Annotated in this window: 16 protein-coding genes; 1 reads left to right on the forward strand and 15 read right to left on the reverse strand. The window is 49.4% G+C overall.

The genetic code is table 11. The annotated features are described in order from the left end of the window. Nucleotides 1–13: 13 nt before the first annotated feature. Nucleotides 14–739, forward strand: a complete 726-nt coding sequence (locus B9Y77_RS12835) for an RsmE family RNA methyltransferase (protein ID WP_085491918.1) — start codon at nt 14–16, stop codon at nt 737–739. Between the two features lie 37 nt (nt 740–776). Here the strand turns inward: B9Y77_RS12835 and B9Y77_RS12840 are convergent, their stop codons facing one another. From B9Y77_RS12840 to B9Y77_RS12910, 15 genes are all read right to left on the reverse strand, one after another. Next, the gene (locus B9Y77_RS12840; RefSeq protein ID WP_085491919.1) at nt 777–4694 is read right to left on the reverse strand and encodes an InlB B-repeat-containing protein; all 3918 of its coding nucleotides are present in this window, start codon (nt 4692–4694) and stop codon (nt 777–779) included. A gap of 177 nt (nt 4695–4871) precedes the next feature. Further along, nucleotides 4872–6056, reverse strand: a complete 1185-nt coding sequence (purT, locus tag B9Y77_RS12845) for a formate-dependent phosphoribosylglycinamide formyltransferase (RefSeq protein ID WP_073425083.1) — start codon at nt 6054–6056, stop codon at nt 4872–4874. Nucleotides 6057–6157: 101 nt separating this feature from the next. After that, nucleotides 6158–7729 carry a hypothetical protein gene (locus B9Y77_RS12850; RefSeq protein ID WP_254900034.1) on the reverse strand — a complete coding sequence of 524 codons (1572 nt, stop codon included), beginning with the start codon at nt 7727–7729 and terminating at the stop codon, nt 6158–6160. A gap of 331 nt (nt 7730–8060) precedes the next feature. Beyond that, nucleotides 8061–9734 carry a cell division protein FtsZ gene (gene ftsZ / locus B9Y77_RS12855; RefSeq protein WP_085491921.1) on the reverse strand — a complete coding sequence of 558 codons (1674 nt, stop codon included), beginning with the start codon at nt 9732–9734 and terminating at the stop codon, nt 8061–8063. A gap of 31 nt (nt 9735–9765) precedes the next feature. Beyond that, a complete protein-coding gene (gene ftsA, locus B9Y77_RS12860; protein WP_073425086.1) occupies nt 9766–11007 on the reverse strand; it encodes a cell division protein FtsA in 1242 nt (413 codons plus the stop codon). After that, on the reverse strand, nt 11000–11821 hold the full coding sequence (locus B9Y77_RS12865) for a cell division protein FtsQ/DivIB (RefSeq protein ID WP_073425212.1): 822 nt from the start codon (nt 11819–11821) through the stop codon (nt 11000–11002). The genes ftsA and B9Y77_RS12865 overlap by 8 nt, the downstream gene beginning before the upstream one ends. 17 nt (nt 11822–11838) lie before the next feature. Next, nucleotides 11839–13221 carry a UDP-N-acetylmuramate--L-alanine ligase gene (gene murC, locus B9Y77_RS12870; protein ID WP_085491922.1) on the reverse strand — a complete coding sequence of 461 codons (1383 nt, stop codon included), beginning with the start codon at nt 13219–13221 and terminating at the stop codon, nt 11839–11841. Then, the gene (murG, locus tag B9Y77_RS12875) at nt 13221–14291 is read right to left on the reverse strand and encodes an undecaprenyldiphospho-muramoylpentapeptide beta-N-acetylglucosaminyltransferase (protein WP_085491923.1); all 1071 of its coding nucleotides are present in this window, start codon (nt 14289–14291) and stop codon (nt 13221–13223) included. The genes murC and murG overlap by 1 nt, the downstream gene beginning before the upstream one ends. Then, nucleotides 14288–15463 carry a peptidoglycan glycosyltransferase FtsW gene (locus tag B9Y77_RS12880; RefSeq protein ID WP_085491924.1) on the reverse strand — a complete coding sequence of 392 codons (1176 nt, stop codon included), beginning with the start codon at nt 15461–15463 and terminating at the stop codon, nt 14288–14290. The genes murG and B9Y77_RS12880 overlap by 4 nt, the downstream gene beginning before the upstream one ends. 21 nt (nt 15464–15484) lie before the next feature. Further along, nucleotides 15485–16870: a UDP-N-acetylmuramoyl-tripeptide--D-alanyl-D-alanine ligase gene (gene murF / locus B9Y77_RS12885; RefSeq protein WP_085491925.1), complete on the reverse strand. Its 1386-nt coding sequence runs from the start codon at nt 16868–16870 to the stop codon at nt 15485–15487. Beyond that, nucleotides 16857–18278 (reverse strand): UDP-N-acetylmuramoyl-L-alanyl-D-glutamate--2,6-diaminopimelate ligase, encoded by a 1422-nt coding sequence (locus tag B9Y77_RS12890; RefSeq protein WP_085491926.1) that lies wholly within the window; start codon nt 18276–18278, stop codon nt 16857–16859. The genes murF and B9Y77_RS12890 overlap by 14 nt, the downstream gene beginning before the upstream one ends. After that, nucleotides 18278–20164 carry a penicillin-binding protein gene (locus B9Y77_RS12895; RefSeq protein ID WP_085491927.1) on the reverse strand — a complete coding sequence of 629 codons (1887 nt, stop codon included), beginning with the start codon at nt 20162–20164 and terminating at the stop codon, nt 18278–18280. The genes B9Y77_RS12890 and B9Y77_RS12895 overlap by 1 nt, the downstream gene beginning before the upstream one ends. After that, on the reverse strand, nt 20157–20474 hold the full coding sequence (locus B9Y77_RS12900; protein WP_073425093.1) for a hypothetical protein: 318 nt from the start codon (nt 20472–20474) through the stop codon (nt 20157–20159). The genes B9Y77_RS12895 and B9Y77_RS12900 overlap by 8 nt, the downstream gene beginning before the upstream one ends. Next, complete coding sequence (rsmH, locus tag B9Y77_RS12905; RefSeq protein ID WP_085491928.1) at nt 20471–21484, reverse strand: 16S rRNA (cytosine(1402)-N(4))-methyltransferase RsmH; 1014 nt, start codon at nt 21482–21484, stop codon at nt 20471–20473. Before rsmH ends, B9Y77_RS12900 begins: the two co-directional genes overlap by 4 nt. Beyond that, nucleotides 21474–21947 carry a division/cell wall cluster transcriptional repressor MraZ gene (locus B9Y77_RS12910; protein ID WP_073425095.1) on the reverse strand — a complete coding sequence of 158 codons (474 nt, stop codon included), beginning with the start codon at nt 21945–21947 and terminating at the stop codon, nt 21474–21476. The genes rsmH and B9Y77_RS12910 overlap by 11 nt, the downstream gene beginning before the upstream one ends. Between the last annotated feature and the right edge of the window lie 160 nt (nt 21948–22107).

Here is a 22107-nt window from a genome sequence, read left to right on the forward strand (position 1 = left end):
TATTTTTACTCCTATGAAAACACCTGATAGTCGTTTCTATTGCCCACTCATTAGCGTTGGCACCATTATCTTGGACGAAAATGAAAGCAGCCATGCCGTGCGCGTTTGCCGCGCCGCAAATGGCGATACGCTACAACTCTGCGACGGCCTCGGGCATTACGCCGATGCAACAATCACCAAGGCAGACGCCAAAGCCTGCGAAGTCCGTGTAGACACAGTCGAAGACGCTCCGTTCAAGCGCCCGCGCCTGAATCTCGGTATCGCCTGCCTCAAGGATGACGCCCTCGAAGAAGTCGTTTTCCATGCGGCACAGACCGAAACGGATAGCATCATCTTTTTGCGTACGGACTATTCACAAGAGCCCAAGAACTCCGACTTGAAAAAGACGGTTCGACGCGCCGAGCTCAAATCGCTCGTGAGCCTCAAGCAATCCAAGAAGCCCTGGATGACGCGCATCGAAGGGCCGATTGAATTCGACAAGTGGCTCAAGGATTATCAGGGAGACTTGATTCTCTGCGATATCGATGGAGAACGTAAGCTGGATTTGGGTGAAGGTTCCGCAGATGGAACGCCCGCCAAGCCGATTACTTTACTTGTAGGCCCGGAAGGCGGATTTTCACCTCGCGAAATCGAAGCGATAAAAGCGTTCAAGAACGGGAAAGTCCATTTGCTGAACTTAGGCAACACGCGCCTCCGCGCCCGCACCGCCGCCATAATCGCATTAGGAAAAGTGCTATAACAAAAAGAGCCGCGCAACCGCGCGACTCTTTTAACATTTATCGAACATTCACGATTCTATTTCGTCCGGCAACCCGCAAGAGGTATCGACCGGATTGAGTCACTTGCAACATGACCGTAGAACCGTTTGCATAGCCACGCTGTAACAGTCTGCCCTGCAAGTCCATGAGCGCATAAGATTCGCCCATTTGCAAACCGCTAATTTCAACCATGCGCCCCTGCGTACGAATCGCTATTGGCGATGCAACAAAAGCAGACGCAATCGAGACCTTGCCGGAACTGCTTGATTTCACAGAACTACTACTGGATTTCGACTTGTTCGACGAACTCGACGATTTCACTGAACTGCTACTGGATTTCACCTTTTCGCTAGAAGACGACGACTTCACAGAACTACTACTAGACTTCGGTACGCTTGACGAGCTAGACGACTTCACAGAACTGCTGCTAGATTTCACCATTTCGCTATAAGATGACGAGGACTTCGGCTCACTCGACGAAGACACATCCACAGCACTTGAAGAGCTTGAAGAACTCGAAACGCTCGAAGAGCTAGAACTTCTCGGAGCAGTCACCACAGCGAGCAGGCTATCGATAAACTTATCCGAAACAGACTTGTTCAACACCGGGTACTTATCGCTATCCGACTGCGTCCAAACAGAACCATCCAAGCCATGATCCCTGTAAGACTGCAAACGCTTCAGAAGATTCTTGTTGGCGAAATCTTCGGCAGCAACCGCCGTACCGCCAAGACCCTCCGGCAAGCCTTCCAAATAGTAGGCACCGTCTAAATGAAGATCTACATAATTTTTCTTGAATCCGCAAATACCGCCAATAGAATCCGAGCCCGAAACATTACCCATGTTGTACGAATTGTATACAAGCGTCGAATCATTCTTAAGGTATCCGACAAGTCCACCAATTCCTCCCTTTTTAGAAGAAGAAACTGTAGCCACATTATAGGAATTACTCAAATGCAAGAAATCCGTTATTTCGCCTCCAATTAGCCCACCAACCGCTTGAGTTGCACTGACGGAGCCTTCATTGTAAGAATACATCATCGTAAGAGAACCTTTGGTTTCATACGAAAGTCCAATAAGTCCACCCACATCAGCAGCACCTTCAACAGGACCTCGGTGGAAACAAGAAAGTACCAAGGTCTGTGTACGATCCGTGTAGCCAATCAAGCCACCGACATCTTCGTAACCTTTTACAACACCTTCAAAATAAGAATTGGCAATAACTAAGGACTTCCCATACATCGCTCCGACAAAACCGCCAACACTGTTCCCGCCAAAGACATACGAATCAACAATTCCCAAATTCTTGATAACCAGATTTCCCGATTCAATCCTGCCAAAGAAACCACACGCAGCATGCGAAGAACTATGGCAATACAGCTCCGACAAAATCAATCCAGAAATCGTATGGCCATTTCCGTCAAACACACCTTGATAGTTATTCAACGGGAACCACGGCTCAAACGAAGATATTTTCGACGAATCCAGTTTTCCATCAACAAGGACATTTTCGTTCAGAACAATATCATCAGTCAACTTTGCACAAAGAGGAGTCTTCAGACTATCCACAATATCCCTGAACAGATTCAATTCACTTACATTTGCAATTTCATAGCAACCATCTTTCTGCAACGGGTAATGGATCCACTTTGCGTAGAAAGTCTGCGGGCCCTTCGCCTCAGCAGGAATAGCCTTCATGGCTTCGCCCGAAAAATCCGCATTAGCATACCAACCGCCAAAGACATCACCATCCTTTACAGGAATCGGAAGCGTCGTAACAATCCCCTCTTTATACTTGTTGTAATATTTCACCGTATCATCCGGGAATGTCACCAGCTTCAAGTCCGACAAGGCAACGCTCGCCGAGATGGAGCCACTAAAAATCGGATAACTATCGGAGCCAACTTTCTGTCCCCAAACGAGTCCGTCGCGCCCGGCAGTCCGGTAATTGTGGAGCAAAGTCGCAACAGTTCCATCAGAAAAAAGTTCAGAATCAACATTGGAAACCACAACAGAATCTACGGTACGATAAGTTTTTTCTATTTGCTTTTTAGTTGTTTCCGTGAACGTATTCTCAAATTCAGGAGCTAAACGCGTTTCAATCGAAGAAATAGCAGGCCTCACCTCTAAAGACTTTTCTTTTGCATAGGGGTCTATTCCATACGAATTAACAACAAAAAGTCTATAATCCTGAGTATAACTATATCCAACGCGCCCCACCAAAAGCCCGACATAATTAGAAGAAATCAGCTTTGCCGCACTATAAGAATTTGCAATCAGAGTTTTCCCATAAGTTTGACCAATCAAGCCACCGGATAAAGAACCATTAACAATACCATCATTGTACGAAAGCTCTAGCGTCAAAGAATCTCCTCGATGATGACCCACAAGACCAGCACCGCTTCCAAGAATATAGGATGACGAATAGCAGTTCCTCACATGGACAGCCTTGCTAGAATCACGAACAAGCCCCACAATCGCGCCTACGCCACTAGCGCCATGGAAATACGAATCCATAACGCCTACATTTTCGATTTTCACTTCGCGTTCGGGATCCGGATTCATGACAGACCCAAACAAACCGATATAATAATATCCGTCATTGAAATAGAGACCCGATAAAACATGACCCGCACCGTCAAAATCTCCGGCAAAATTCCAGATAGGAATCCAAGGGAGGAAGTTTTTTCCATCCCCATTAAGGGTATCATTCAGCAACACATTTTTATTAACAACAATATCCTTTGTCAACTTTCCACAAACGTAATCACCATTATAAGAAACCGCATTTGCAATCAAGGCAAAGCCATAAAGTTCCTCGGCTGAGCCAATCTGATAGCATCCATCGGCTTTTTTAGGATACTTGACATCGAGTTTTTTCGCAGGATTTTCATACGTTCCCACGGAGCTTACCAAGACGCTACCCGTCAGATTCGGGTACAAGTCAGCACCCAACGTCTGTCCCCACATAGAGCCTTCAACACCATTTTTATTATAGTTGCGCAACCATTCGAGGATTAGGCCAAATCTAAAGTCATCCTTTTGCAAAGCCATTCCCAACTCGATGGGTTCTCCAAATTCCGGCAACAAATAAAAGATATTATCGGCAACCAAATCATCACTCTTATACGAGCCCACAAGAGGAAGCGGGTTGTCCGTGAATCCCCGTTCAATATAACTGAATGAATTGTAAATGCTCAATTTTCCAAGTGAAGTTCCAACAAGGCCACCAGCAACATCACCAGAAGCCGAGCCTACATTATACGAATTCACAATAGTCAGATCACCGTCGTTACGACCTACAAAACCTCCACAACCTGTAGAGTCTCCTTCATAATATCGGGAAACATACCCCTTATTATAGGATTCGCTAATTTTAAGAGAACTGGCACAGCCTACCAATCCGCCTGAAACCCAACGCGATTCAACGTTGCCACTTTGGTAGCTATTCGTTATTTCTGCTGCATGAGCTTTTCCTGCAATGGCGCCGTTACAACCCGCACCAGAAAAATAGTTGCCAGCGATACCTAGGTTCTTGACAACTGCAAGTTTTTCAACGCTACCATCGGCGTTCGTAAAGCCACGGAGTTCACCAAACAACCCTACACTTGATGTAGAATCCTTTGAAAACTGGTACGCACTGTAATAAAGATTTTCAATGGTATGGTTTTGCCCATCGAAAACACCCCGGAAAAGCTCTATGGGAACCCAGTAATTCGTGTAATTCCAACTCTCCCAATCCACGTAAATATCAGCCGTCAGCTTACCACATTCGTCGTGCGTTTTGGAAGCATTTACAATATCGGCAAAGCCATAAAGCTCTTCAGCGGTCGAAATGGCGTAGCAGCCATCGGAATCAAGCTTAGGCGCAGACGGGACAATCGGATCAGCAGCAAAAGCTACAGCCGCCAAAGCAAGAATTAAAAAACGTTCCATAAATTTCCTCCTTCTTTTCAACAAGAAAAGCACCCCGACTTAAAAGCCAGGATGCTGTATAAAATACAAATTTTTCGAAAAAATTCAGTAATTAGTCATCAGTCATTAGTCAATAGTTACTGTTAGGCACCAAAGGTGCGACTATTCAACCAAAAACTAAAGACTAATGACTAGCAACTACAAACTAATTTTCACTTTTTCGCGCATAGCCATGACAGTTGCCTTGGCTTCTTCGACAGTATCACGGCGAGCAAGGAGAACGCCCATACGGCGGTGGCCCTTGAGTTCCGGCTTTCCGAACAAGCGAAGGCCCGTATCCGGTTCTGCAAGAACTTCTTCCAAGCCGCTGAACTTCACATGGTCAGAATTGCCATCGACAACGATTGCCTTCGAGGCGCTCGGGCCGTGGAATGCAATGTTCGGAATCGGGAGACCGAGAATAGCGCGGGCATGCAATGCAAATTCGGAGAGGTCCTGAGAAATGAGCGTCACCATGCCCGTATCGTGCGGACGCGGAGAGACTTCGCTGAACAAGACTTCGTCCTTGCAAACGAAAAGTTCCACACCAAAGATGCCACGACCGCCAAGAGCGTCCGTGACCTTCTTTGCAATCACCTTTGCCTGTTCCAAGAGTTCCGGCTTCATCGGCTGCGGCTGCCAAGATTCCTGATAGTCGCCGCCCACTTGATGGTGACCAATCGGTTCCAAGAAGCTGGTGCCGCCCACATGGCGCACCGTAAGCAAAGTAATTTCGTAATCGAATGGCACAAAGCCTTCGACAATCACGCGGCTGGCAGCACCAGTGCGACCACCCGTCTGGGAAATGTTCCAGGAATTTTCAATGTCGGCTTCGGTCTTGATGACGCTCTGACCGTGACCGGAAGAACTCATCACCGGCTTTACAACGCACGGGATGCCGATTTCTTTGACCGCCGCCTTGAAATCTTCGTAGTTATCCGCAAAGCGGTACGGGCTCGTCTTGAGTCCGAGCTCTTCGGCAGCCAAGCGGCGAATGCCTTCGCGGTTCATCGTGAGCTTCGTGGCCTTAGCGGTCGGGATGACATTGTAGCCTTCCTTTTCAAGTTCCACGAGCGTATCCGTTGCAATCGCTTCGACTTCCGGCACGATGTAGTCCGGTTTTTCCTTTTCAATGACGGCACGGAGTTCCTTGCCATCGAGCATGTTAATCACGTAGCTGCGATGAGCCACCTGCATGCCCGGAGCGTTGGCGTAACGGTCCACTGCAATCACTTCGACGCCAAGACGCATCATTTCGATGATGACTTCCTTGCCCAATTCGCCAGAACCGCAAAAGAGAACCTTCGTTGCGGTAGAACTAAGAGGTGTACCGATCTCTGCCATAAAAACTCCTTGTTGTGACTACAAATATAAAATTATTAGGCAACCATTAACGGAGATGCCCTCCCGGAACGGGGTCCGGGATGACAAGTGGCGGGCATGAATTAGAATTTCAAATCAACCGGATTGAAATTGAATTTCACGCCTGAGCGGATCCAGGCGTCAGAGCCATCTTCACGCTTGTCATGAGCAAGATTGCGATACACGCGAAAGCCTCCGCCAAAGTAGAATCTAAACCAGTCTTGCACTTTTCTTTCATAAAGAACATCAACGACAAACTGTTTTTCCACAACGCCCGAAAGCGCACTTTCCGGTTTCAAAGCAACATCGTAGTCCGTATAAAGCTCCTTATCGCCTTGACGCAGCCAAGCAAGCGTAAGCGTTGCCGAATGAACGCTCCATTTCCAGTTCATGTCAAACCAGAGATCAAGTGCATCGCAGCCTCTGCGGTAACCAATGGGATAATCAACAAAGTAAGCATCGGCGTAATCAGGTTCTCCCTGCTCGCGATAATTACTGCGATAATTGCGACGACCCGTGTATTTCAAAAGCGGAAGTCGGCTGTTGTTTGCCGCCGGGTCCGTTTTCACGACATCCAAGCGCCAAGAGAACTTGCCGTAGTTGCGGGTTTCAAGTTCATGATAGTATCCGACCATGTAATTAATGATGGAGCGGTTCGTACCCTTCTTTTTATCTTCACCCACCGGGCTTGCAATATCTTCCATGTTAATTTGGCTATAGAACTTAGCACCATTGGAAGTCTTGTAACCAAATTCTACAGAAGTCGCAGCAGACGTATATCCCGTAGCGTAGTTATCATGCCAATACATAAACGGATTGAAAGAGCGGAATTCCAGAGACTTGCCGCCAATGACACTTTGTTCCACAAGGTAAATCCAGAATTTCTTTGTATCGACACCGAGCCTATGGAATACCATGTTTTTCACATTTTCGGTATAAGTACGATTGCGCTGGTTACTAACCTGACGACCGAGTTGCGTACATTTTTGGGCATACGCTTCGCTCCCTTCAGGCGGGCAGCCTGTTTCGTGATCAATCACATCATTAAAAAGCCAGGCGTTCAACGAACTCAGCAAAAAGTCATAGCGGAAAATGCCAATATTCAATTTCCAGTGAATGCCATCGTGATACGGCAAACCTCCCAGAAAAACATCATTCTTGGAAACTTTCAAATCTTCGGGATTAAAACGACCAAACTGCACAAAGCCAACTTCATTATCCCACTTGGCATAGGCATTGATCGGCACATTGATATCAAGTTCACTCGGCTTGTAGGTAAAGTTCGTCTTGAGTTCGCTATTGTACCAAGCTTCCAAATCCTTGCGCAAAGGAGCTTCTATCAAGAAGTGGAAATCCTTGTAGCCCGCGCGGAAACTCAGCGTAAAGAACGGATTGATGCGTTCCTCGTAACTACGAGCCGTTTCTAGTGGAATTCTGATACCATACCAGTTATCACCAATTTTGCTGGTTTTATAGTTTTCGAGTTTTTCAACAGAAAACATCGGGTCGGTCGGTCCGCCGTTAAAGCCGAAATTGAAATCAGTCCCAATCTGGAAATAGCCAACCTTTTCCGCAAGCTTTTCAGAAACATTTTCAGTCGAGGCAAGCGCCGCCCCCGCCATCAAACAAGCAAACAATAAAGCACGAGATAACATAACATAAATGTATTAAAAAGGTGATTCCGGCACGGAGGCCGGAATGACAAATCAGGCATGAAGCAAGCACGCCGTGAGCCCCAAGTGCCTCGTATCAACGAGGCATGGTGGCGAAAGCGGAGCGCCGACGGAGTTTTTCTATTGATTCAGAGCGGAGCGGACACGATAAGGACCACCCAGGCAGGGAGACCCGGGTGATCCCTTGTGTTGTGGTGGGTGCGCACTCACGCACCCGTGTGTGTGTATTCGTTCTCGGAGGCGCACTCGAAAACATTCGAACGCACCAGGTCGAATTTCGTTATTGCAATGTAGAGCTAATCGTTATGCACGATTAGAACAAGTCTGTCATACGCATAAAGGCCGGCAATTCGTAATCGACATCGCGGTCCTTGAGAGCGTCTTCAGAAGCCTTCTGGCTACGCATGTAAGCCGGAGTAGCATAATCAACAGTGTTCACCTGTTCGGTCTGAGCCGGACGGGATTCCTGCTTGAAAGTGCTAGTGTAGTTGCCGTTAGAAAGCGGATCTGCTTCGGCGGCACCCGGAAGTTCTTCGGATTCACGAGCGTTCTTGGACGGAGCAACAGTTTCTTCCGTATAGCTAGCCTTAGCATCGAAGCTCGGGGAAGCGAAAGAAGAAGCCGGAGCAAACATGGCAGCAGCAGCGTTCACCGGAGCAGCCTGGCGGGCTGCAGCGGGCTGAGCATAAGTGTTCTGCGGAGCCGTGTAAGACTGAGCAGAGTAAGACGGAGCAGCCGGAGCTGTTGCCGGAACAACGCGCTGAGTAACAGCCGGAGTAGCAACCGTCGGAGCGGCAGGCATAGCGGCAGTCGGCATGGCAGCCGTGTTACGGCCAGCAAGAGCAAGGAAGTTCGTGGTCGGACGCGGAGTAGCAGCCTGCACCGGAGCAGCCGGGGCCTGATACTGAGCCTGTGCCTGATTCATCTGGTAAGCAGCAGTACCGATACCAGCGTAATTCACTGCAGCGGCATTGTTAGAGCCACCGCAACCCGTTGCGATGATGGTGATGCAAACCTTGTCGCCAAGTTCCGGAAGAGTGATATCACCGACGATGATGTTCGGGTTGCCTTCTTCGCCCACAGCGTCGTAAATGTGTTCCATAGCTTCGTTGTGTTCGAGCAAGGAGTAGTTTTCGCCGTGAGAAACGTTGATGAGCACGCCAGAAGCACCCTGGATGTCGATATCTTCGAGAAGCGGAGAAGAGAGAGCTGCATCGGCAGCGGCAACACCGCGGCCTTCGCCTTCTGCAGTACCCGTACCCATAAGAGCGGAACCACCCTTGAGCATAACCTTGCGGATATCAGCAAAGTCAACGTGCACAAGACCGTGACGGAACATGATGCTGCAGATGCTCTGCACTGCGTTACCGAGGATTTCGTCAGCCATCTTGAAGGCTTCGTCAACAGTAGCGCTCTTGTTCGTGTTCTGGATGAGGTTCAAAAGCTTCTTGTTTTCGATAACGATGATCGTATCGGCAGCTTCGCGAAGAGCGCGAACGCCATTCTGAGCCAAGGAATTACGGACGTTACCTTCAAAGCGGAACGGCTTTGTAACAACGGCAACCGTAAGGATTCCAAGTTCACGTGCAACAGTAGCAACGATCGGAGCAGCACCCGTACCGGTACCACCGCCCATGCCTGCGGTCACAAACACGAGGTCCGCACCCATCATGGCCTTCTTCAAGTCATCGATGTTTTCTTCGACAGCCTTGCGACCCATTTCCGGATCCATGCCAGCACCGAGATTTCTCGTGCTCTTTTCACCGATAAGGATCTTGTGGTCGGCGAGACTCTGATCCAGAGCCATAGCATCGGTATTGATGGCATAGTATTCTACACCTTCAATATTCATCTGCTTCATACGGTTCACAGTATTGCCGCCAGCACCGCCGACGCCAAAAACTTTCACCTTGGCATTTCTGGTTGGAGTGTCATCACCCGTGATACGAGACATAGCCTCGAAATTGATATTTGCAAAGTCACTCATAGTTTATCTCCCTGATTTGAGTGGTTTATGGTTAGAAGTAAGTCTTGATGATGTCGCGAAGGCGCTGCATACCCTTCTTCACAGTTACAAGCAACTGGGTATCCGTGTCACGCTGTTTTCTTTCGCGATGTTTCTTGTTCGCGTAATACAAGAGGCCAATGCCGGTTGCATAAGACGGATTCTGGTATGCATCCTGAATGCCACTCATGCCCTTCGGCTTTCCGATATGGACAGGCTTCTTGAATATTTTAGTCGCAATTTCTTCAATGCCGGCAAGGTTGCAGCAGCCACCCGTAAGGACGATACCGCCATCGATGACCGTATCGAGGTGGTGCTTTTCCAAATCCTTAGCCAAAAGCTTGAAGATTTCTGCAACGCGAGCAGTAATAATTTGAGCCAAAAGCTTACGAGAACAAAGAACTTCTCCACGGTCGCCCACACCAGGGACCGGGAAGGTTTCATCTTCAATCAAATTGTTGAGCGAGCAGGTGCCGTACTTTTTCTTGAGTTCTTCAGCCTTCGAAAGCGAGACCGGAACCTTGAGGCACTTGCTAATGTCACTAGTAATAATGTTGCCTGCAATGTCGAGCGAAGCCGTGTAACGCACGGAATCCTTGACAAAGACAGCGACGTCGGCAGAACCGGCACCGATATCGATCAGCGCCACACCGAGTTCACGTTCGTCATTAGACAAGACAGCAGATGCAGCGGCAAGCGGTTCAAGCACAAAGCCTGCCACATTGAGGCCAGCGCGATTCACGCACTTGGCAATATCCTGGAGAGCGTTCGGGCGTGAGGTAACCACCTGAACTTCAACTCCGAGGCGACGGCCAGAATAGCCTTTCGGATTGCGAATACCCGTTTCGTCATCCAGCGTATATTCACCCGGAAAAATATGGATGATTTCGCCCGCCTTGTCCGGCAGCGTACTTGCCTGTCTCTGGACGTTGATGATATCTTCTTCACGGACTTCGTTCGTCGGAAGCGTCACAAGACCTTTGTAGCTGAACGAAGACACATGCTTACCCGCAATGCCCACATAGACATCGCGCACATCGACTCCAGCAATCGATTCCAGCGTATGAACGGCCTTCTGCAATGTTTCCACAACGGAATCGTATTCATCAGACGATTCAAGCGGAAAGTCACCGCATTCTACCACTCGGACGGAATCCCCTTCCGAGATGCCAACGAACAAATTCACTTTCGAGGCGCCAATATCAAGCCCGAAAATGTAGTCCTCTTTTTTGACTATTTGCTTATTGTCATCCATTGATACACCTCTTATCAAAGTTTTTTATATACGCAAATCCATGAAATCTCATATCTACCTCGCCAGCGCAAAGGAGGTCTCTCCGAAAGCCCTTTCCGACAGCATTGTACAAAGTAAACAAATCCTTATCCCAGTTCGATTCCGGGAACATCACGCGGAACCCGGCATCCTTAAAGAACACTTCATAAGCCCTATCTTGCTCGGACCAGCCCACCTGCGATACACGATCGTAAAGGGACTTATCTTCCTTGCGCATCGCCGACAAAAACTGAGCCACCTGTTTCAACTTCCCTACAGATTCGTTTTCAAGAATCGGCAAGTGTAGTGCCGTCATCATCGACATGGGAAGCGAAAGACCTCTTTCGGAATACACAGTTCCTTTGCCATCTTCAAGCACAGAAAGAATCGGAGACGCTTCCTGGAGCTTGATGTATAGCGACGACGGGAACTTGCTTTCCACTTCTGCCGAATGGATCAGCGGAATCTGCAAGAGAGACTTCTTTACAGAGTCAGCATCCAGTTCCGACATGAGCATGCCCGTTTCCACCTGGGCGCTCTGCACTACGTCCTCCCACGAAAGCATACGATTACCTTCGATTTCGATGTACTGCAAGTGCCTGAGTTCAAGCGGATTGATTTGATGCAGATAGAAACGACTTTGCCACAGCGCGACGGTAGCAACGACAACGAGCAAAGCAAAAAACCAGCCCTTGCGTTTGTACCAACGAACAGTTTTAGCAACACGCATGCGCCTCATACGGGAGCGCTTGCGTCTACGCTTGCGTTCGTTGTATCCGATCCGTCGACCGAACATTGTTGTTTCTTCTAAAGTCAAATGCTCTTCTCCAAAATCGTCTGACCTAGCTTCCAAATGTTACCGGCACCCATCAGAACAATCACGTCGTTCGGCTTAAGCAAATCCTTGCAAACCGGAATCAAGTTGTTCACATCGCCAATGAAGCGAGCATCGCGGTGACCACGGTCAGCGGCGCTGTTGGCTACCATCGCCCCGGTCACACCTTCAATCGGCTTTTCGCGGGACGGATAGATGTCGGTCACCAAGAGCACATCGCAGTTCGAGAAAGCACTACCAAATGCTTCGTGCTGGTCGCGGGTACGCGTAAACAAGTGCGGCTGGAAAGCGACAATGATGCGCTTGTCCGGGAACGCTTCGCGGAAACCAAGGAGTGTAGCAGTCGCTTCAGTCGGGTGGTGGGCATAGTCATCAAAGACCATGACGCCATTCTTTTCACCGATGAATTCAAAGCGGCGCTTGACGCCTTCGAACGCAGCCACAGCCTTGCGGGCAACTTCAATCGAAATACCTTCTTCGACAGCGAGGGCTACAGCAGCCGTCGCATTCAGCACGTTGTGGCGGCCAGGAATCTGAAGTTTGAACTGTCCGAGGCTCTTACCATCGCAAACAATTTCAAACTGCGGGTAACCCTTCACGAACGTGAGATTTTCAACGCGGTACTTAGCCTGGCGAGTAAAGCCGTATGTAATCACCGGCTTCTTGAGGTGCGACAGAATCTGCTGCACGTTCGGGTCGTCGAGGCATACAATTACCTGACCGTAGAACGGAATCTTGTTTGCAAACTGAGTGAATGCATCCTTGATGGCATCGATGTTCTCGTACGTATCGAGATGGTCGGCATCAATGTTCGTGATGATAGCCGAAGAAGGCATCATCGAAAGGAAGCTGCGGTCAAATTCGTCACTTTCGGCAATGAGGTAGTCGCCATGGCCCACTTTGGCACCACTGCACTTACCCTTCACAATGCCACCCACGATAATCGTCGGGTCAAGTCCGGCTTCTTCCCAAATGGCGCCAACGATAGACGTCGTCGTGGTCTTGCCATGTGTACCGGCAATGGAAAGCGTGTACTTGAGGCGCATCAGTTCACCGAGCATTTCTGCGCGGCGGATCACCGGAATGCGGCGGGCACGAGCCTCAACAAGTTCCGGATTGTCAAACGGAATGGCAGAGGAATAAACGACCAAGTCCGCATCTACGACATTCTTTGCTTCGTGCTTCGGATCAATACGGATGCCAAGGCCTTTCAAATAGTCAATGACAGCACCCTCGCCCATATCGGAACCCGTCACCACAAATCCGTTTTCATGGAGCACTTCGGCAATACCGGACATACCGGCACCACCGATACCCACAAAATGAAGGCGACGAACACGTTTACAATCATTAATCTGCATTACGTTCTCTCCATATCCAGGATAATTTTTGCAATCTGGTCAGCGGCATCGGGCATGCCAAGCGATTTAGCGGCTTCGCCCATCTTCTCCAGACGTTCAGAATCGTACAGGAGAGATTCCACCTTGTTCCAAAGATCATTCGGTTCATCATCAAGTTCCACAAGCGCTGCGCCAGCCTTTTCGACTACGCGGGCATTGTGTTCCTGATGGTTTGCAGTCGCATGCGGGTACGGGAGCAAAATAGACGGCTTGCCAAAAGCAAGGATTTCTGCAAGTCCCGATGCGCCGGCGCGGCTAATAATCAAGTCGGCATGTTTCATGTAAGCATAGATGTTGTCCAAGAAGCCACGGACAGCGACATTCGGCAAAATGCCAAGGCGGTTGTTGATGTCATCGACATTCTTTACGCCCACCTGCCAAACCACGCTAATATCTTCGTGGGCGGCAATGCGGTCAATACTTTCTTCAATCTTGTTGTTGATGCCAGAAGCGCCCTGAGAGCCACCGACAATAAACACAGCCTTACGGCCTTCACGGAATTCCACCGGACGTGCCAAGGAATCCGCAGTAGGCAAGTCACGAATCGGGTTGCCGAGAATGCGAGTTTTTTCGATCGGGAATCCCTTCATTGCTTCTTCGGAGGTCACAAAGACCGTCTTTGCATAACGGGCACCGACCTTGTTGGCAATACCTGCCACAGCGTTCTGTTCCTGCAAATAGACCGGAATACCCATAGAACCTGCAGCAAGCACAATCGGAAGCGAAACATAGCCACCCGTTGCAATCACGACATCCGGTGCAACCTTCTTTACAACGCTCTTTGCACGGATCAAGGACTTCGTCAAGTTGAACGGCAAAGCCAAATTCTTGAGGAACGGTCCACGATGCAGAGGAACTGCCGAAATGTATTCGTATGGCCAGTTCTTTGCCACAAGGCGTTCTTCCATAGAATCCTTACGACCAGCAAAAGTAATCTGGGTGACACCCATCTTCTTCAAACTCTCGGCAATAGCCACTGCCGGGAAAATATGGCCACCAGTGCCACCGCAAACAAAGAGGAACTTTTTCATATAGAACTCCTTCTTGTCCTAAAACTCATAAAGGAACTCGCATCAAACGAAACCGTGTTGTTCATATAAGGTTCACGAATGCTCCGGCCACTCGTCGGGCGAGAAATATTCAACATAATTCCAATAAAAGCAGACGACATCAACAGATTCGTACCGCCAAAACTCAAGAACGGAAGCGGCTGACCCGTCGTCGGGAAAAGCCCTACACACACGCAAACGTGAATGGCAAAATTCAAGAAAAGCGAAGTCGTGAGCGCCACTGCCATGTACCTGCCAAATCGGGTCGTCGAAGCTTTTGCAATATTGAAGCCCTGCGAGAAAAGTATTGCAAAAGCGACAAGCACGAGGAACGTTACCACAAATCCAAATTCTTCACCAATGGCAGCATAAACCACGTCCTTGTGGGCTTCGGGCAAATAGCCGAGTTTCTGTTCACCCATGCCTGCACCCGTTCCAAAAAGACCGCCATTGCCAAGCGCTTCAAGAGAATGTTCCAACTGGCGCTTCGATTCCTTCATAGTTCCATCATCGCCCGAGAAGAACGCCTTAATGCGCGTGCTTGTATGCGCCTTGCAAAGCAATACGATAAGTCCCAGCGGAATAGAAGCACCCAAACCCGAAAACAAATATTTATAGTTTGCCCCTGCAATAAAGAGCAAGGTGAAAAGCAAAGCTGCAAACATAATAAGCATCGAGAAATTCGGTTGGAGCGCAAGCAAAAGTGCAGAAATTGCAAACGGAACTGCGGGCTGGACAATCGTACACTTGATGGACTTGATTTCGTCCCCTGCATTCGAAAGCTTCGCACAGACCCAGCAGATAAAGCCAAACTTCATAATCTCAGACGGCTGGATGCCGAAAATCCAGCGGGATGCACCCTTCACCTCACCACCCGAAACAATAGCAGCTAGCGTAAGGACTGCACCAACACCAAAGACAACGCGGGACATATCTTTCCAAAGCGCATAATCAATCTTGTAGAACACGCCCATGATAATGACCGATGCCACGACCTTGTAAAGGTGCTTCATGAGGAAGTATTCAGGCGGCAGGTTTTTCGCCAAAGCCACAGGCGTAGACGTCGAATAAACGACTACGATGCCAAAGCACATTAATGCTAATGCGACAAATAGCAAAAGTTTGTTCATTCCTGTGGACTGAGTGTTCGACATCTTAAATTCTAAAAACCAACCTTAAACCTTGAATACCGGCACCATGTGGAGGAGCGCTTCCACCACCTGTTCCATGTGCATACCGCGACTGCCCTTCACCAAAAGGATATCACCTTCGGCGACAATTTCGCTCAATTCGCTGATGACTTCCGGAACCGTTTCAAAATACTGCACGTTCTTCATGCCGCGAGACTTGGCACCTTCCACGTACTTCTTTGCTTCCTTGCCGACAGCGAGGAGCATATCGAAATTCATTTCAGGCACGAGAGCTCCAATCTGCTTGTGCAAATTGCCACTTTCCTTGCCAAGTTCGAGCATGTCGCCAAGAACTGCAATGCGCTTGCCTTCGACACGCATGTTGCCAAGCGTCTGGAGAGCCATCTTCGTCGAAGACGGGTTAGCATTGTAGCAGTCCGAAATCACCTTGAAGCCGTTAGCGTTCTTGATTTCCATGCGCATGCTTGTGGAGGTAAAGCTAGCCAAAGCCTTAGCGATATCGCCCTTCGGGATGCGGAGAGCCTGACCCACAGCAATTGCTGCGAGAGCGTCATAAAGGTTATGGTCACCAGGGACGTTCAACACAAAATGCGTACGACCGATGTAGAAATCAGCGCAGAGGTTTTCGGTCCACTTGAGCTTTTCAGGCTTCACGACACCACGATGCACACCGAAAGTCACGACCTTGTAATGCTTGGTCGCCTTTACCTTGCAAAGGCGTTCGTCATCGGCATTCACAATCAGCGTGCCGTTTTCCTTGAGACCTGCGACAATGTTAATTTTTTCATTGAACACGCCGTCCAAATCGCCGAGGCGTTCCAAGTGGCTTGCGCCAATGTTCGTAATCACGGCAATATCCGGTTCCGTAGCCAAGGAAAGCGGGCGGATTTCATCCGGACCACTCGTACCCATTTCGACAACGGCAGCTTCGTGGCTGTGCTTCAGCTGGAACAGTGTCATCGGGACACCGATATGGTTGTTGAAGTTACCCTTAGTCGCATGGGTGTTGTACTTCATCGAAAGTACAGCCTTCGTCATTTCCTTCGTCGTCGTCTTGCCGTTACTACCGGTAATAGCGACCTTCTTCAACTTGAAAAATTTCTGATAGCCCTTGGCAAGCTTCAAGAGAGCCTTCGTCGTATCATCGACCGGAGCGTACATCTTGAAATTCGGATCGATAGCGGTTTGGTTTACTACGCTCATCAGAGCTCCATCCTTTTCCATTTGAGGTACAAACTGGTGGGCGTCAAAACGTGCGCCCTTAATCGGCCAAAAGACAACACCTTTGGCACTTTCACGAGAATCCATGCAGAGATTCACCTTGCGTTTCAAGGTACGGGCAGGAACGCCGACAGCTTCGGTTTCCAGAATCTCAAGCATTTGTCCAATAGTCAAATCAAGCTTCAGCATCAGTCATCGCCTTCACCGCGATTTCGCGATCGTCAAAATGATGTTTGGTCTTACCAATGATCTGGTAATCCTCATGACCCTTGCCCGCAATCACAAGCCAGTCACCGCTCTTGAGTTCTGCACAAGCGCGGTTGATAGCTTCTTCGCGGTTTTCGACCACTTCAAACTTGTCCGTCGTCATGCCGGCGCGAACGTCAGCGATGATGTCAGCAGGCTTTTCGGTGCGCGGATTGTCCGACGTGAGCCAAGCCTTGTCCGCAATGCGTTCGGCAATGCCACCCATAATCGGGCGCTTCGTCTTGTCACGGTCACCACCGCAGCCAAACACGGTCGAAAGCTTGCCGCGGCAGAGGCTACGGGCCACATTCAACACGCGTTCAAGAGCATCCGGCGTGTGGGCATAGTCCACAATCACATGCTTGCCGTCCTTGCTCCAGACCTTTTCAAAGCGACCCGGAACACGAACAGCTGCAATCGCCTTGCGCATGGCATCTTCAGGCACGCAGAGAGCATGAGCCCAGGCAAGCACCAGGAGCAAATTGTCCACGTTAAAGTCGCCGCAGAGCGGAGTTTCAAACTTTTCCGTCGCAATCATCGGGAGCGCAAATTCGAGACCGTCTTCGGTGCTCTTGATTTCGCCAAACGGCTTCACATCAGCCTTAGCCTTGCCAAGTCTCGATACAGCCACCTTGCGGCAGTCCAGCACGTTAAAGAGCTTTTCGCCATGAGCATCGTCAATGTTGATGACAGCCACGCCATTTTCTGCGAGGTACTTCGTAAAGAGCAACTTCTTTGCTTCGAAGTAGGCGTCCATCGTCTTGTGGTAATCGAGATGGTCCTGCGTCAAGTTGCTAAAAAGACCGCTTCTGAACTTGATACCAGCAACACGACCTTGGTGGAGAGAATGCGAAGACGCTTCCATCACGAGGTCGGTGCAGCCTTCAGCCACAGCGCGAGATGCAAATTCATAAAGGTCCAAAAGACCCGGAGTCGTAAGCGAAGCCGGCACAGACTTGTCGCCAATCTTATTCTTGATGGTACCGAGCAGAGCCGTCTTGCGGCCTTCCGCTTCGAGCATCGCATTCATAAGGAACGCACTTGTCGTCTTGCCGTTCGTGCCCGTAATGGCATGGCAAATAAGCTTGCTGAACGGATCCTTGTAGAAAATCTTAGCAGCTTCGAGGCGAGCCAGCTTCACATCTGGTACCTGGATCCACTTGGACGTCAGTCCTTCGGGAGCCATAGTCTCGCCAACAACAGCAACGGCACCCGCCGCAATGGCACTGCGGGCAAAAACCTCGTAGCCATCCGCCGGAATGGAGAAGAACAAATTCCCCGGTTTCACACGGCGGGAATCATCACAAAGCCCCGTCACGGACAACTTTTGCATCAGTCCTTCCGAAATCATCAGCTTTTCTCCTTTAAGGTCAGTTTGCAAATCGCACCTTTCTGCAAGGCTTCTTCTGCCTTGGGTTCCTGAGCGACAACGCGGCCTTTTCCTGTATATTCAACATTCATGCGGATGTTCCCCATCACTTCGAGAGCATCCTTCAACGATAAACCCTTCAAATCCGGCATTTTCTTTGCCACGGCATCGCCGAGCAAAAGCGTCTTGCCATTGACAAGTCCTCCGTCCATGCGTTCCGAAATCACACGGAGTCCCTTGCCTTCAAAGCGAACCGGGCACTTATTCCTCTTTGCGAAATCCTTAGCCGCAGACACCATCATCCCGGAAAAGTCCTTATCGCACGGAGAACCAAGCTTGACCTGTTTCAAATTATGAGCGAGCGGCGAAATTGCCGGGTGGTAGTAAATCCCTTCCATGATGCGGCGGAAAATCGGACCTGCAGTAAGACCACCCACAGTCTTTCCATGCGGTTCATCCACAAGCACAAGGCATACATAACGCGTATCTTCGAACGGAGCAAGCCCGATAAACGAAGCCACCTGCAAATTGCGATCGTAAGAGCGAGTTTCCTTATTGTACTTTTCAGCCGTACCCGTCTTGCCGCCAAACAACACGTCGGTAAGTTTCTGCGAAGCCACCTTCTTTGCCGTACCGCTATTCACCACACGATAGAGCATTTTACGGATGGTTGCAGCCGTCTTTTCAGAAATCACACGGCGAAGTTCCATCGGTTCAATCTTTTTCACGACTTCACCCTTGGAGTTACGCCATTCCTTCACAATTTGCGGGCGCATGAGCTTGCCGCCGTTTGCAATAGCCGAATAAGCCATCACCATCTGGATCGGCGTCACAGAAACAGCATGACCAAAGCCCATCGTCTTGAGCGTTCTATCGTCGCGAGTAAGTTCAGCCGGCTTCAAAAGTCTTCCACTTTCTTCGCCAATGTAGTTGTCAAAAGCCCTTTCGCCAATGCCAAAAGCACGAGCCATTCTGTACATACGCATAGCCCCCACTTCAGAGGCAATCTTTGCAAACACAATATTCGAGGACTGCACCATCGCTTCGCTCATGTCCATATCGCCATAGATATGGGTATCGCAAATTCTTTCGGACTTCGGGTTCCATTTCCAGCATTTGCCTTCGTTGGCATAAACCTTCTGCGGACTGACAACATGGTTTTCAAGAGCGGCCGCAGCCGTAATCACCTTGAACGTTGAACCCGGTTCATACGACAACGAAACAATTTCATTCTTTGCAGCGCGATCGACACCCTGATTCTTGGAATTCGGGTCAAATGTCGGGTAGCTCGCCATCGCAAGGATTTCGCCCGTATACGGATCCACGACAACAGCACTTGCGTTTTTCGCCGAGAATTCAGCGACACCGTCCTTCAAAGCCTTCTCTACAATTTCCTGCATGTTGCGGTCAATCGTCAGCACGAGATCCAATCCTGTCCTGGCTTCAATCACATTCTTAGAACGGTTGTAGACCTCTTTCTGGTGCGCATCCTGGACACTTACGCGAATGCCTTCGTCACCACGGAGACTATCGTTGTAAATCTGTTCCATGCCCATGCTACCCGAGCCATTATAGCCCACCTTGCCCACAATCTGCGATGCAAGGGTCCCCTGCAAGAACAAACGGCTATAGCCCAGATTATCACTCGTATCGCGCATGCTTTCGGCAAACACGACTCCGTTTCTATCCATAATAGAGCCACGTTCCGCATACAAGTTCTTTGTACGCGTCACAATCGACCTCGTAGTCGCCTGGTAAACACCACGGTTCATCACCTGGATGTCAAACGTCTGCAAAATCAGCCCGCCCACAACGCAAAGCACAAAAACCTTCAAGAGAAGCAGAGGATCCCAATTTCGCTTATTCATGCGAACCCTCCGTTATCATGATTTTTACCGGAACTTCATTCAATCCAAGTCCCGTCTTTTCTGCAAACTTTGCAAGATGGTTAATCGAAGTGAGCTTGTTGATTTCGAAATCCTTCAAAAGGATTTCACGCTTGAGCAAGCTAGACTTCTCCCTCAAGCCGTAATAATTACCATAAAGGCGGTTGATACTATTCTGCATGTACACCGGGCACATGCAAGCCACAGTCACCATGAAAACCAACAGAAGCACAAGCCCCATAATAACGTTCTTCCCGGACTTTACGGGTTCATTCTGCACATTATCGATCATACTCTTTCATAGATCCTTAACTTCGCAGAACGAGCCCGGCTGTTCCTGTTGATTTCTTCGGCCGAGGGCAAAATCGGCTTACGGTTCACTTTCTTCAAACGCTGGTGGTTGCCACCGCACATGCAAACCGGCAAGTTTTCCGGGCAAATGCATGCTTTTTCAAATTCAGCCGCCGTTTCCTTGACACAGCGGTCTTCGACAGAGTGGTAGCTCATCACGACCAAGCGACCGCCCACCTTGAGACAATTGACTGCGGCACGGAGGCTATCTTCAATCTGCTTGAGTTCGCCGTTCACTTCCATGCGGACAGCCTGGAATATGCGGGCAAGCAAACTATTGGCATCACGGCGCTTATCCGGGAATACGGCTTCGACAACAGCCTTGATATCGCTCGGGAGCACTTCGCGACCTTCGGTGGTAATTTCTCCCACTTTTTCCTTGATGCGAGTGGCAAGCTTGAACGCACGATCCATATCGGCATTTTTGCGGAGAGCGGCTGCAAAATCATCTTCGCTCACAGAGCGGAGCCATTCCTGCGCAGAGACGCTTTCACGACGGTCCATGCGGAGATCGAGCGGATTATCGCCTACAAACGTAAAACCACGGCTAGAGTCATCTACCTGATGGCTGCTGATGCCGAGATCGTAAAGGACACCGTCGAGTGTATTCGGTTCAATTTCGTTTCCGAGTTCGCTAAACGGAACCGGATGGACAATAAACTTGGGGAGAACGCCTGCAAGGCGCTTCGTTGCAAACTGGACCGCTTCATCGTCGCGGTCAAACGCGTGGAGCGTACCATCAGAATCCAGCTTTTGGGCAATAGCGTAAGAATGGCCGCCACCGCCAAGTGTGCAGTCCGAATAGGTGCCGTTCGGCTTGATATTCAAGCCTTCAAGGCATTCCTTGAGCATCACCGGATCGTGATAGAATTCTCTCCCTTGAACTCCAGCGACCGCAGCTTCCGAAATTTCATTTACATGTACTGACTTGCGGAGATTGTTATCTGCCATTATCCCCCTCCGTCAAGCCACCACCATAGAACGCGGCAGAGAAAGCATCGATTGCTTCATTTGTCTGCAAACCATACTTTTCGTTATAGCGTTCAGGATTCCATAATTCGAGAGCTTTACCGCGAGCCGTAACATAAAGAACTTCGTCTTTAAGGCCGGCATACTCCAGTAAAATTTTGGGGAGTAAAATGCGATTCTGGCCATCCATCTCCACAACTGTGGGGCAGAGGCCTCTCCGAACTAAGTCGGCTTGACGGCGGTCGGACCAGCTGTCCAAGTCCGCCATAAATTTCTCAAACTCAGGAAGAACAAACAACCGGAGGGTGCGGTCCGGGCCACGGGTGACCACGAACTCATTCCCTTCGGACGCCGAAAGCTGACGACGGAATTCCCTAGGGAAGGAGGTCCTTCCCTTTCCATCGATAGCCGTTTGGGCTTGTCCTATGAAAGAAGTGAAATTCATATTATTTGACACATTTTACCACAACACATATCACACGTGGAAAATATACCCACTTTCAACCACACTGGCAATACAAAACCGAAACCGAGATTAAAAAAAACATACTTTTTGGCTTTGTTAAGAAAATTTTTACATAAATTTTCATTCCTCCCAGCAATTT

This window comes from Fibrobacter sp. UWB13, from assembly GCF_900177805.1.
In the GTDB taxonomy this organism is placed as follows: Bacteria; Fibrobacterota; Fibrobacteria; order Fibrobacterales; family Fibrobacteraceae; genus Fibrobacter.